The organism is Streptococcus sp. 2022WUSS037 (assembly GCF_044427225.1).
Lineage (GTDB): Bacteria > Bacillota > Bacilli > Lactobacillales > Streptococcaceae > Streptococcus.
The window spans coordinates 1-11,962 of record NZ_JAOTGJ010000005.1 but is presented as its reverse complement, the minus strand read 5'-3'; the positions used below and the strand labels follow the sequence as shown (position 1 = coordinate 11,962).

The following is an 11,962-nucleotide window of genomic DNA, read 5'->3' as shown; positions in this document are numbered from 1 at the left end:
AAAAACCAGCCCACAAGGAACTGGTTCTAAGTATTATAATTCATCCGCAATCTTATTGATTTTCCGCAAACGATGGTTGACACCACTTTTAGTAATCGGTACCGTTAGACTATCCGCCAATTGCTGAATGGAATAGTCTGGATGCTGAATTCGCAACTGGGCAATCTCCTGCAAGTCACCTGACAACTGATCTAGACCGATAGTATCCATAATTTTGATAATATTATTAATTGTTTTCATACTAGCATTGACCGTCTTTGCAATATTAGCCGTTTCAGCATTATTGGCTCGGTTGAGGTCATTTCGAGCCTCACGCAAGAGCTTGATATTTTCAAACTCTGTCTTGGCCTCTTCTGCTCCAATCACCAACAGAAAGTCCATAATATCTTCTGCCCGTTGCAGATAGGTAATAGTTCCCTTACTTCGCTCAATAACCTTGGCATCCAAGAGAAACTTCTGCAACAAATTGGCCAGGTCCTGGGCATGGTCGCTGTAAACGGATGCGATTTCCAGCTGATACCGTCCTTTTTCAGGATCCTTGACAGAGCCAGCTGCCAAGAATGCCCCTCGCAAATAGGCCTGGCTCCAAGAATCATTTTCAAGGACAAGAGGCGAAATGCCCGTTTCCAGTCCAAAAAAACTATCTGCCAGATGCAAATCATGTAAGATGTCATTGACTCCATCTTCAATGACAACCGCATAGACACGATTCTTCTTGAGATTGGGCTTTTGGTGGTGACGAATTTCTGCTTTTACTTGGTAGAAATGCAGCAGTAATTCGTAGATATGTCTGGCAATTTTGGCATTCTCAGTCGAGATGGACAGGGTCAAGCCTGTTGAAGCCAGCCCTAGACTGCCAGACAGTTTGATAATGGCTGCTAGCTCACTCTTATTTTGACTGGACTGGATCAACAGCTCTTCTTTGACTTTTATAGTAAAACTCATGACCGCACCTGCAAGATCTTGAGCAACTCTTCTACCACCAAATCACCATCATGAAAAGCTCCGCCATTTTCCAAGCGAAGAAAATTAGAAGAAATCACACGACTGGTCTGCTCCTGTAGGCCAGCAAAGTCATGCTTGACCTGCACCAAGTATTCATCAAACTTGTGGGTATTCATGTATTCGTGTGGTACAGGCTCGCTATTAACTAACACAGTGTCAATGAACTTCTCACCCAGATGGCCATTCAAGACGGTCACGTGGTCAGCATCCGTGAAGAACTCCGTCTCGCCACGCTGGGTCATGATATTGCAGACATAGGTCACTTCTGCCTTGGTTTCTTTCAACGCCTTGCCAATGTCGGAAATCATGAGATTGGGAAGGATGGATGTAAAGAGCGATCCCGGTCCCAAGACCACCATATCGCTCTCCATGATAGCTTCTACCACCTGACGACTGGCCTTAGGCTCATCATCATTATAGGTATTTGTCACATAAACATGGCCAATCATACCCTCGTGTTTGGCAATCTTACTCTCGCCAGAAACCTTGGTCCCATCTGTAAAGACCGCATGAAGGGTCAGGGCCTGTTCACTGGAAGGATAAATCCGACCCGTGGTATGGAAAAAGCGGGTCAAGAGCCGCATGGCATTATAGGTCGAACCCTGCATCTCGGAAATCCCAGCGATGATGAGATTGCCCAAGGGATGCCCTGCTAGCGGACCATCCGAATCCGCGAAGCGGTACTGGAAAATCTGCTCATACAACTTAGGCATATCGGACATAGCCAAGAGGACATTCCGCAAATCCCCCGGAGGTGTAACCTGCAAGGCCTGACGAATCTCCCCCGAGGAGCCACCGTCATCTGCTACGGTCACGATGGCCGTAATGTCCACATCCTTGTCCCGCAGGCTCTTTAGGATAACCGGAATTCCCGTTCCCCCACCAATCACTGTAATCTTTGGCTTTCTCATGAGCGGTTAACCGTTTCCTTCCGTCTGTCCTTATCACGATGGCTGCGGTTAACTAGCCAGTTCTTCTCAAGATCGTCAGCCAAGCGTTTGGCAAAAGCTACGCTTCTATGTTGACCACCCGTACAACCAACAGCTATAGTCAGGACAGATTTTCCTTCCTTCTGGTAACCAGGCAGAATTGGCTCAATCAAGCCGATAAGATGGCTGTAAAATTCTTCTGATTCCTGATGGTCCATGACATAGTCAAAAACAGGAGCATCCAAACCAGTCAAATTCCTCAATTCCTTTTGATAATATGGGTTAGGCAAGAAACGAACATCAAAAACCAAGTCCGCATCCAAGGGCAAACCGTATTTGAAACCAAAGGACATAACTTCCACACGGAAGGATGGTTGATTGTCTTGACTAGCAAACTGCTCTGAAATAGCCATCCGAAGATTACGCGGTGTCAATTCTGTCGTATCGATGACATTCTGGCTCATGTTTTTCAAAGGTGCTAAGAGCTCACGTTCCAGCTGAATCCCGTCCAAGACCCGACCATCCGCAGCCAAAGGATGAGAGCGTCGTGTCTCTTTATACCGTGCAACCAGTTCGCCATCCGTTGCATCCAAAAACAAGACCTTAAAATCCAAATCTTCTGCCGATTCAATCTCATCCAAAACTTCTCGGATTTCCGCAAAGAAAGACCGACTCCGCATATCCACCACCAAGGCAATCTTATTATTGTCTTTGCTATGGCGAATCAATTCTAAAAATTTTGGAAGTAGTGTCGGTGGCATATTGTCAATGGTAAAATACCCCAAGTCTTCAAAAGACTGGATAGCTACCGTTTTACCTGCTCCCGACATCCCTGTTACAATCACTAAATGGAGTTTGTCTGACATGACATTCCCTCCTTTTCTCTCCTAATCAATTACTGCAATCACTTCAATTTCAACCTTGACATCACGAGGCAAACGCGCCACTTCCACCGCTGAGCGAGCGGGAAAATCTGCTGAAAAGGCTGTTTGATAGACTTCGTTGAAAGCCACAAAGTCATTCATATCCTTGAGGAAGCAAGTTGTTTTAACCACATGGTCAAAGTCTGTACCAGCAGCTTCTAAAATCGCTGCGATATTTTTCAAGACTTGCTCAGTCTGCTCCTGAATGGTTTCACCAACCACTTCACCAGTTTCAGGTGACAAAGGAACTTGACCAGAGGCAAAGAGGAAATTTCCAACAACCTTCCCTTGAACGTATGGGCCAATTGCTGCAGGTGCCTTATCTGTGTGAATGGTTTTCATATCTCTATCTCCTTTTAATTTTTTATATCTATTATAGCACAAGTTCTGTATAAAACAGCTCACCTACTACTATCCTGCACCTATTTTCTTTTATAAAAAAGGAATTGAGATAGTATCATCAACATGAAATAAGGCAATCCATAGTCTACTTCTAAAACTACCTGCATATACCAAAAAACTAGCCTAATCAGCCAGTTTTCGCGTTGTAATAGTAAATCTCCAGCTTAGGAAGATTGCTCGCAAGAGCAGGTCAATCAAAATCGACAGCCAGACGCCGGCAATTCCTAAACCGAACATCTGACCTAAGACGATAACACCTACGACGCGTAGCCCCCACATTCCTATCATTGTGGAGTAGAGTGGCGACTTGGTATCCCCCAAGCCCTGCAGAGCGCCAGCCATGATCAAAGAAGCCGCAAGACCTGGCTGGTTGAAAGCATCGATCCGTAAGGCTGTGACGACTTGACGGACGGCTTCTAGGTCTTTGGTAAATAGCAGAGCAAAACTTGGAGCTCCGAAAAATAAGATGGTACCGAGCAGGGACATGATGGCTACTCCATAGGCAGAGCTGAGAAATGCGACTCGTCTAACTGTGAGGATGTCCCCCTTTCCCAAGGCTTGACCAATCAAAACCGCTGCCGCTGTCGCAAGACTATAGGCTGGCATATAGGTAAAACTCTCGATATTGCCTGCAATCATGTGAGAAGCATAGACAGTCATCCCCAGCCCAACAATCAAACTGAAATAGACCACCTGTCCCAACCGCATAACCAAGCGTTCGGCTACTGCAGGTAGGGTCAAATCCACCATTTCCTTAGGACTTCCGAAATGGAACAATTGTTTGAGATCAACTGCCAAGTCAGTCTGCTGTACCTTACGATACAGCAAGACAGTACCAAGCAAGCGAGCTAAGACGGTTCCCAAGGCCGTCCCTACAATACCAAAACCTGACCAAGAGCAAATACCAAAAATCAAGAAATAGTCCAAGACCACATTAAAACCATTGGTCAGTAAGCTCATTTTCATAGGGGAAACTGTGTCGCCAGATGCCCGCAGGATTGTTCCCAAAATGGTCATCAGAGCTTGGAAAATCGTCAAGCCACCAACCCAGTAAAAAATGCCTGGGCGCCAGCTAAACTCTCCGCATCTGCTCCCATTAAGACCAGCATCTGCCGCCCGAAAACAAGGGATAGTAAACCCAATAGCAGACCTACACCTACTGAAAGCACTAAGGCTTGACGGACATGAAAGGTAAGAGATTCCCTATCTCCCGCGCCAATAGACCGAGCAATCAAAGCTGTTGCCCCAACTCCCAAAGCCATATAGACCGCCAAATAGACATTCAAAATCGTATTGGCAAGACCAACTGCCGTCACCGCTACCAGCCCCAGCTGTGCAATCAAGAGGGTATCCACAAAACCAACTAAGGTCTGAAAGATATTTTCCACCGTCGCAGGCAAGGCCAAACGAATAATCTCTTTTCCTAAACTTTCTTGCTTCATTTTCCTCTCCACAGTTTTATTTAGAATAATTATAAATAAAATCTAGTAAAAAATCAAGAAAACAGGGAGTGGGGAAGAACTCGATAAGTCAAAAAGGAGTTCGTCTGCCCACCCCCGCACAGCTCCAAAGGTTTGGGGAACCTTTGGAGGTTGGAGATAAGGCGAACTCCGTTCGCTTCAGTCGTATAAGGAAGATTTGGAGTGGAAAACACGAATTGCTGAGATTTGCTTCGCAAATCTTGTCTCCAACTTTTTTACCTCGCTTTTCTGTTTCAAGGCTCGGGCTGAAACAGTTCCCAGAACTGTTTCACTCCACTGGACTGTTAAAGCCAATCAACCACTGCGCTGAGATGTTGACACGAGCTCTGAGAAGTGCACCGATACCGAGCCTAGTTTCCTAAGGCTTCACTTTTTATAGATTTCTTTCCGGTGCCCGATTTCAAGAGCTAGGACGACCATTTTGTTATCAATAATATCGCAAATCACACGGTAATTCCCCACTCTATACCGCCACAGCCCCTTATAGTCTCCTACCAAGGCCTTGCCAAACTGTCTTGGATTCTCCAAACCGTCCAAACGTTTTTTCAAATCCTTAGCAAGCATCATCCCCACATGCCTGTCCATTTTTTTCAACTGCTTCAAAGCATCATCGCTGAGAACAAGTTTATAGGCCATCTTCTAACTCCGCAAGAACATCATCAATCGAGTGTGTAACAGGATTTTCTTGGAATTTCTTCAAAGCCTTGATACCAATTTCATAGTCCAACTGGTCTTCTATCTGTTCAGCAAGTGCAGTTTTAAATAACTCAGACAGGCTTTTTCCTGTATGAATGGCATAGCTTCTGAAGATTTCTTCTTCTGCATCGTTTAACCGCAAGGATACAATTCCCATCATTCCACCTACTTTCTTCTTGTAATACATTGTAAAACAATTCGTTCAAAATGTCAATTGACACCAGAAAAACAGACCACATTTGTAGTCTGTTTGTATATCTATTGATTTGCTTACGGATGCAAGCGGTGCAACATTCTCGGGAACGGAATGGCTTCACGGATGTGTTTTGTACCAGCCACAAACGTCACCATACGTTCAATACCGATACCGAAGCCACCGTGTGGCACGGAACCGTACTTACGAAGGTCAAGGTAAAATTCGTATTCTGACTTGTCCATGCCAAGCTCGTCCATCTTGGCCACCAAGGCATCGTAATTGTCCTCACGCATAGAACCACCGATGATTTCACCGTAGCCTTCTGGCGCCAAAAGGTCTGCACAGAGCACGCGCTCTGGATTGCCAGGAACTGGTTTCATGTAGAAAGCCTTGAAGCTTGCTGGATAGTTAACAACGAAAGTCGGTACACCAAAGTAGTTTGAAATCCAAGTTTCATGTGGTGAGCCAAAGTCATCCCCATGCTCGATGTGTTCGTAGTCTGTATCTTCATCAGCTTCATGTTCTTGCAGAAGGGTAATTGCATCGTCATAAGCCACACGTTTAAATGGTTCCGCAATGTAGCGTTTGAGAGCATCTACATCACGCTCAAGAGTTTCCAAGGCTTGTGGAGCACGGTCGATAACACCTTGAATCAAGGCTTTAACATAAGCTTCTTGCAAGTCAAGTGACTCTTCATGACTGAGGAATGAATACTCGGCATCCATCATCCAGAACTCCGTCAAGTGACGGCGAGTTTTTGATTTTTCCGCACGGAAAACAGGACCGAAGTCGAAAACACGACCAAGGGCCATGGCACCAGCTTCCAGGTACAGCTGACCTGATTGACTGAGATAAGCTGGTTGACCAAAGTAGTCTGTTTCGAACAATTCTGTTGAATCTTCTGCCGCATTTCCAGACAAGATTGGGCTATCAAACTTGATAAAACCATTCTTTTCAAAGAATTCATAAGTCGCATAGATAATCGCGTTACGGATTTGCTGGATAGCGACCTGCTTACGCGAACGCAACCAGAGGTGACGGTTGTCCATAAGGAAGTCCGTACCGTGTTCCTTTGGTGTAATTGGATAATCTTGTGACTCACCGATGACTTCAAGGTCTGTCACATCCAACTCATAACCAAATTTAGAACGCTCATCTTCCTTGACAATCCCTGTCACATAGACAGACGTTTCTTGGCTGAGACGTTTTGCTACATCGAACTTCTCCGCACCTACTTCTTCGCCAAATTTTTCAATAAAGTTTGGCTTGAAAGCAACTGCTTGGAAGAAGGCTGTTCCGTCACGCAACTGCAGGAAGGCTAACTTGCCCTTGCCTGATTTGTTGGCAACCCAGGCACCAATGGTCACTTCTTGACCGACATAATCTTTTACTTGGTTAATGGTAATCAATTTTCTAGACATTATTTTTCCTCTTTTTATTTTTTCATAAATGTGTGTAGTCGGGCCACTGCTTCTTTGAGCGTGTCCATATCTGTCGCATAGCTGAGGCGGATATTTTCAGGAGCTCCAAAACCAGCACCTGTCACCATTGCAACTCCCACTTCTTCCAAAATGGCTGTGGTAAATTCAGTCACATCTGTGTAGCCCTTCATTTCCATAGCCTTTTTGACATTTGGGAAGAGATAGAAGGCACCTTCTGGCTTAATCACTTCAAAACCAGGTACTTCTGCCAGCAAGGGATAAATGGTATTGAGCCGCTCTTCAAAGGCCTGACGCATGGTTTCTACCGTATCTTGCGGACCTGTAAAGGCTTCAATAGCCGCATACTGAGCAACTGCTGTCAGGTTTGAAGTCGTTTGTCCGACAATCTTGCTCATAGCCGCAATGATTTCAGGATTACCAACGGCAAATCCAACCCGCCAACCTGTCATGGCATAGGCCTTAGCCACCCCATTGACAACAATAGTCTGCTGGCGAATGCTTTCTGAAATGCTTGAAATCGGTGTGAAGGTATTTCCATTATAGACCAAACGACCGTAAATATCGTCTGCCAAGATGAGAATATCGTGCTCCACAGCCCAGTTTCCAATAGCTTCCAATTCCTCACGACTGTAAATCATGCCCGTCGGATTAGAAGGACTATTGAGCAAAAGGACCTTGGTCTTGTCTGTTCGAGCTGCTTCCAGCTGATCAACTGTTACCTTGAAATTGTGTTCTTCCGTCGCAGTGACAAAAACAGGCACTCCTTCGTTCATCTTAATCTGGTCAGCATAGGATACCCAGTAAGGTGTTGGAATAATCACTTCATCACCAGGATTGATAACCGCCGCAAAGAAGGCATAAAGAACAAACTTGGCACCTGTCGCAAGAACGACTTGATTGCGTTCGATAGAGTAGCCGTAGAAATTTTCAAAGTAGGTATTGACAGCGTCCTTCAATTCTGGAAGTCCTGAAGCTACCGTATAAAAACTCGCCTTACCATTTTCGATAGACTTAATAGCAGCTTCTTGGATATTTTTCGGTGTGACAAAGTCTGGCTCACCCAAGGTCAGCTCTAAAATATCACGTCCTTCTGCCTTCAAGGCTTTTGCACGCGCACCTGCTGCCAGAGTGACACTTTCTTCCATCTCTAAGACTCGTCTTGATAACTTACTCATAAGCCCTCCCGTTTGATAAAGTTCCCTGTTTCAAATTCAACTAAATAGTAGGCAGTACCTGATTTGACTTCCCAAATCGGCTTCGCATCTCTATAGCCAAGAACCGATTTTTCTATCTCTCCAGCACCATTCTCTGTAGCGACTGCCTGCGCTTCTTCCTTAGAAATACCATTCGCCATTGGATAAACGTACACAGTATTTGTCTCTTCAGGAATGATAACTGCAATCATTTCTCCCTGACTCGTCTTTCCTTGTACGCTAAAGTATGTTTCTGCCCCATTATAGATAGAGACATCATCAACAACCTCTATATCCGCATAGTCTTGAGCTACAGAAATAGCGTGATTCTGTACATCAGAAAAAGGCTTAGCTGCAAGGTCCCAAATAACGAATATCGAAAAAGTCATAACACTTAGGAGTATAAAGGAACCAGCTATCAGCTGTCCCTTCTTCGTTGCCAATACTTCCAAAAGTTGAAAAATCTTTTTTTCCATAGTAGTCCTATTATACTACAAGTTAAAGCATATTTCCATTTTTTCCGTAATTGAATTGTGAATAAACTTTCATTCTCCTTCAGACAGAGAACGAATATAAGAACTGGGACCCACAGTTCAGCTCTTCCATGCTATAGAAAGTACTTTACCTATGAATATAGGATCTAACTTTTTTTGCTTGATAACCGAACTATTTATTGCTAAAATATTCTCATGAGAACTGTTGAACAATCTTTAAATGAGAACAAGCATGCACTTCACAGTCTAGTCGTCTTTCGCAGAGCAGCTAATACTATCGCAAAATCAGAATTAGAAACAATCAAAAAATACGGACTGACAGTTTGTCAGTTTGGAGTGATGGAGGCACTCTACAACAAAGGAAATCTGCGGATTCAAGACTTAATTGATAAATTATTAAGCACATCTGGCAACATGACTGTCGTTATAAAAAACATGATTCGAGATGGCTATATCTACAAGACGATCGATACAAATGACCGTCGTGCTTCCTTGATTGCTCTCACTCCACTTGGACGCGAAACCATTGAAAAAATCCTTCCAGAGCATTATGATCACGTTGGAGAGATTTTTTCTGTCCTTAGTTCAGAAGAACAAGACCAATTAGCCGAGATACTTAAAAAATTCAAGAATCAGCAGACCTAGGATTACCAACAAAAGACAAATACGATATACTAAATTTATGTTTTTATGAAAAGGAGGCCATCATGGCGAACGTATTGTTTTTAGTTGGTTCACTACGTGACGGTTCTTTTAACCATCAAATGGCAAAAAAAGCCGAAGCGTTCTTGGCTGATAAGGCTCAAGTATCTTACATTGATCTTGCAAAAATTCCCCTATTCAACCAAGACATCGAGACACCTATCCTTCCTGAAATTGCAGATCTACGTGCACAAGTAGACGCTGCGGATGCTATCTGGATTTTCTCACCAGTATATAACTATGCAATCCCAGGCATCGTAAAAAATGCTCTCGATTGGCTCAGTCGTTCGCTCGATTTATCCAATCCAAAAGGACCATCTATCCTACAAGATAAAATCACAACTGTCTCTGCAGTCGCAAACAGTGGTCACGACCACCTATTCAAAGACTTCCAACACCTTCTTCCATTTATCCGCACTCAGATTGCTGGTGAATTTACAGGTTCAACCATCAATCCAGAAGCATGGGGAACAGGTGTATTGGAGTTATCTGACGAAACTCTAACAAAACTCGAGCAACAAGCAGCTGACCTGTTGGCAGCAATTCAATAATCAAAAAAAACCAGAAATTCTGGTTTTTTTTGATTAACATTTTAAGAGCATTCCGATTTCTGACAAGAATCAATTACTACTTTGATGACTTCTCAAAATCATTCCCAAACTTCACTTCTCACACACTGCAAGGCTGCTCCGATGACTTGGTGCATATCGTAGTAACGATAATGACCAAGACGCCCACCGAATATAACGTTCTCTTGTTGTTCTGCGAGGCGCTTATAAGCAGTATAGAGTTTGTTGTTACGATCATTGTTCACTGGATAATACGGCTCATCGCCTCGTTTCCAGGTCTTCGAATACTCACGTGTAATAATGGTTTTCGGTTGTGTACCAAATTCGAAATGTTTGTGTTCGATAATACGAGTAAATGGCGTTTCACTATCTGTGTAGTTCACAACTGCATTCCCTTGATAGTTTTCCATATCCAAGACTTCTGTCTCAAATCGAAGGCTACGATATTCCAATTCACCAAGTTGGTAATCAAAGAACTCATCAATCATTCCTGTAAAGACAATCTTTGGATAGGTAGCTAAATAGTCTTCCTTATTGGCAAAGAAATCAACATTTGTCTCAACATCAATATTCTCATGTTCCAACATTTTTTCAACAATCTGCGTGTAACCGCCGATTGGAATACCTTGGTAGCTATCGTTGAAATAGTTATTATCATAAGTCAAACGCACGGGTAAACGACGGATGATAAAGGCAGGTAACTCCGTACATGGTTTTTCCCATTGTTTCTCGGTGTATGACTTGATCAATTTTTCATAGATGTCTGTACCAACTAGTGAGATGGCTTGTTCTTCCAAGTTCTCAGGCGTTTTTCCTCCCAAAACTGCTCGTTGCTCTGCAATCTTCGCTTCTGCTTCAGCAGGAGTCACCACGCCCCACAGTTTATTGAAAGTATTCATGTTGAATGGAAGATTGTAGATTTCACCTTTGTAATTGGCGACTGGTGTGTTTGTATAGCGGTTGAACTCCGCAAACCGATTCACATAATCCCAAATTTCTTTTTCAGAAGTATGGAAAATATGTGCGCCATATTCATGGACTTGAATACCTTCTACTTCTTTTGTATAGATGTTACCTGCAATGTGGTCTCGTTTTTCGATAACCTTTATTTTTTTACCCTTTTTAGCTGCCTCATGAGCAAAGACTGCTCCGAACAGACCCGCTCCGACAACTAGATAATCGTATTTTTTCATATATTTTGTATTTTCCTCCTAGAACTGATGTTCTTGCGAGGATCGAGTCAACTGTTCCAAAGTTAGTCCTGTTATTTCTAACACATCCTCTATGTCAAGACCTCTAGCTAATAATTTTTGTGCAACATCTAAACTTTTTTGTAGGCTTCCTTCTTCTAGACCTTTCCCTAGACCTTCGGCTCTTCCTTCTTCCTTACCTCGCCGTCTGCCACGTATGTAGGAACTTGCCAATTCTCCAAAGTGGTTGGAAGCATTACGTAACCATTGATCTACCATTTCGATTTCCTCTTAAACCTGATGTTTTTGTGACAGTTGATTGATTTGATCTGAAGATAGACCGGTCAATTTTTCAATCAGTTCATACGAAAAACCTTCACGCAACATCTGATAGGCGACCTCTATACGACCTTTCTCCAAACCTTCTGCTCTGCCTTCCTCCTTACCTCGCCGTCTGCCACGTATGTAGGAGCTTTCCAATTCGCCAAAGTGGTTGGAAGCATTGCGTAACCATTGATCTACCATTTCGATTTCCTCCTCTGTCCATGTGTTTCTATCCAGCAGATGTTCTGCTTTTTCAATAACATCTGATGTAGATTGACTAAATGCTCGATTGGCGAAAAATTCTATCCATTGGCGCTGATTTTTCTCTAGCTGACCCTTGCGGAATTTTTTCAGTTCAATAATGACCATTTCAAATGGTTTTCTCAATTCTTCATGTTCGCCAAATGGCAATTCCA

13 protein-coding genes and 2 pseudogenes are annotated in these 11,962 nt (G+C 43.5%); 2 read left to right on the top strand and 13 right to left on the bottom strand.

Features of this window, described 5'->3' with window-relative positions; all coding sequences use genetic code 11:
- Positions 1-33: 33 nt before the first annotated feature.
- The 10 genes and pseudogenes from whiA to ODU55_RS03420 all read right to left on the bottom strand — a co-directional run bounded on the left by whiA (position 34) and on the right by ODU55_RS03420 (position 8,743).
- Positions 34-945: a DNA-binding protein WhiA gene (whiA, locus tag ODU55_RS03465; RefSeq protein WP_398581885.1), complete on the bottom strand. Its 912-nt coding sequence runs from the start codon at positions 943-945 to the stop codon at positions 34-36.
- A complete protein-coding gene (locus ODU55_RS03460; RefSeq protein WP_398581884.1) occupies positions 942-1,916 on the bottom strand; it encodes a YvcK family protein in 975 nt (324 codons plus the stop codon). Before ODU55_RS03460 ends, whiA begins: the two co-directional genes overlap by 4 nt.
- Positions 1,913-2,800 (bottom strand): RNase adapter RapZ, encoded by an 888-nt coding sequence (gene rapZ / locus ODU55_RS03455; protein WP_398581883.1) that lies wholly within the window; start codon positions 2,798-2,800, stop codon positions 1,913-1,915. Before rapZ ends, ODU55_RS03460 begins: the two co-directional genes overlap by 4 nt.
- 21 nt (positions 2,801-2,821) lie before the next feature.
- Positions 2,822-3,199: a RidA family protein gene (locus ODU55_RS03450; protein ID WP_398581882.1), complete on the bottom strand. Its 378-nt coding sequence runs from the start codon at positions 3,197-3,199 to the stop codon at positions 2,822-2,824.
- A 183-nt stretch (positions 3,200-3,382) separates the two neighbouring features.
- Positions 3,383-4,701, bottom strand: a pseudogene (locus ODU55_RS03445) (MATE family efflux transporter).
- Positions 4,702-5,106: 405 nt separating this feature from the next.
- Positions 5,107-5,376, bottom strand: a complete 270-nt coding sequence (locus ODU55_RS03440; protein WP_105147927.1) for a type II toxin-antitoxin system RelE/ParE family toxin — start codon at positions 5,374-5,376, stop codon at positions 5,107-5,109.
- Complete coding sequence (relB, locus tag ODU55_RS03435) at positions 5,366-5,593, bottom strand: type II toxin-antitoxin system RelB family antitoxin (protein ID WP_002938604.1); 228 nt, start codon at positions 5,591-5,593, stop codon at positions 5,366-5,368. Before relB ends, ODU55_RS03440 begins: the two co-directional genes overlap by 11 nt.
- A gap of 113 nt (positions 5,594-5,706) precedes the next feature.
- Positions 5,707-7,053 carry an asparagine--tRNA ligase gene (gene asnS / locus ODU55_RS03430; RefSeq protein WP_398581881.1) on the bottom strand — a complete coding sequence of 449 codons (1,347 nt, stop codon included), beginning with the start codon at positions 7,051-7,053 and terminating at the stop codon, positions 5,707-5,709.
- A 14-nt stretch (positions 7,054-7,067) separates the two neighbouring features.
- On the bottom strand, positions 7,068-8,249 hold the full coding sequence (locus ODU55_RS03425) for a pyridoxal phosphate-dependent aminotransferase (protein WP_398581880.1): 1,182 nt from the start codon (positions 8,247-8,249) through the stop codon (positions 7,068-7,070).
- Positions 8,246-8,743: a DUF5590 domain-containing protein gene (locus ODU55_RS03420; protein WP_174854454.1), complete on the bottom strand. Its 498-nt coding sequence runs from the start codon at positions 8,741-8,743 to the stop codon at positions 8,246-8,248. The genes ODU55_RS03425 and ODU55_RS03420 overlap by 4 nt, the downstream gene beginning before the upstream one ends.
- Before the next feature lie 213 nt (positions 8,744-8,956).
- On the opposite strand from ODU55_RS03420, the gene ODU55_RS03415 reads away from it, so the two are divergent.
- Both ODU55_RS03415 and ODU55_RS03410 read left to right on the top strand, forming a co-directional pair.
- Positions 8,957-9,406 (top strand): MarR family winged helix-turn-helix transcriptional regulator, encoded by a 450-nt coding sequence (locus ODU55_RS03415; protein WP_009909619.1) that lies wholly within the window; start codon positions 8,957-8,959, stop codon positions 9,404-9,406.
- A 62-nt stretch (positions 9,407-9,468) separates the two neighbouring features.
- Complete coding sequence (locus ODU55_RS03410) at positions 9,469-10,014, top strand: NADPH-dependent FMN reductase (RefSeq protein WP_398581879.1); 546 nt, start codon at positions 9,469-9,471, stop codon at positions 10,012-10,014.
- 98 nt (positions 10,015-10,112) lie between these two features.
- On the opposite strand, the gene glf is transcribed toward ODU55_RS03410, so the two are convergent.
- From glf to ODU55_RS03395, 3 genes and pseudogenes are all read right to left on the bottom strand, one after another.
- Positions 10,113-11,225 (bottom strand): UDP-galactopyranose mutase, encoded by a 1,113-nt coding sequence (gene glf, locus ODU55_RS03405; protein ID WP_398581878.1) that lies wholly within the window; start codon positions 11,223-11,225, stop codon positions 10,113-10,115.
- An 18-nt stretch (positions 11,226-11,243) separates the two neighbouring features.
- Entirely contained in the window at positions 11,244-11,501 is a 258-nt protein-coding gene (locus ODU55_RS03400; RefSeq protein ID WP_099832466.1) for a hypothetical protein, read from the bottom strand.
- Between the two features lie 12 nt (positions 11,502-11,513).
- Positions 11,514-11,962 (bottom strand): annotated as a pseudogene (locus ODU55_RS03395) (hypothetical protein); the annotation flags it as partial.

Bases quoted from the DNA above. Each gene is read 5' to 3' on its own strand.
- whiA (WP_398581885.1), bottom strand. From the start codon at position 945: ATGAGTTTTACTATAAAAGTCAAAGAAGAGCTGTTGATCCAGTCCAGT.
- ODU55_RS03460 (WP_398581884.1), bottom strand. From the start codon at position 1,916: ATGAGAAAGCCAAAGATTACAGTGATTGGTGGGGGAACGGGAATTCCG.
- rapZ (WP_398581883.1), bottom strand. From the start codon at position 2,800: ATGTCAGACAAACTCCATTTAGTGATTGTAACAGGGATGTCGGGAGCA.
- ODU55_RS03450 (WP_398581882.1), bottom strand. From the start codon at position 3,199: ATGAAAACCATTCACACAGATAAGGCACCTGCAGCAATTGGCCCATAC.
- ODU55_RS03440 (WP_105147927.1), bottom strand. From the start codon at position 5,376: ATGGCCTATAAACTTGTTCTCAGCGATGATGCTTTGAAGCAGTTGAAA.
- relB (WP_002938604.1), bottom strand. From the start codon at position 5,593: ATGGGAATTGTATCCTTGCGGTTAAACGATGCAGAAGAAGAAATCTTC.
- asnS (WP_398581881.1), bottom strand. From the start codon at position 7,053: ATGTCTAGAAAATTGATTACCATTAACCAAGTAAAAGATTATGTCGGT.
- ODU55_RS03425 (WP_398581880.1), bottom strand. From the start codon at position 8,249: ATGAGTAAGTTATCAAGACGAGTCTTAGAGATGGAAGAAAGTGTCACT.
- ODU55_RS03420 (WP_174854454.1), bottom strand. From the start codon at position 8,743: ATGGAAAAAAAGATTTTTCAACTTTTGGAAGTATTGGCAACGAAGAAG.
- ODU55_RS03415 (WP_009909619.1), top strand. From the start codon at position 8,957: ATGAGAACTGTTGAACAATCTTTAAATGAGAACAAGCATGCACTTCAC.
- ODU55_RS03410 (WP_398581879.1), top strand. From the start codon at position 9,469: ATGGCGAACGTATTGTTTTTAGTTGGTTCACTACGTGACGGTTCTTTT.
- glf (WP_398581878.1), bottom strand. From the start codon at position 11,225: ATGAAAAAATACGATTATCTAGTTGTCGGAGCGGGTCTGTTCGGAGCA.
- ODU55_RS03400 (WP_099832466.1), bottom strand. From the start codon at position 11,501: ATGGTAGATCAATGGTTACGTAATGCTTCCAACCACTTTGGAGAATTG.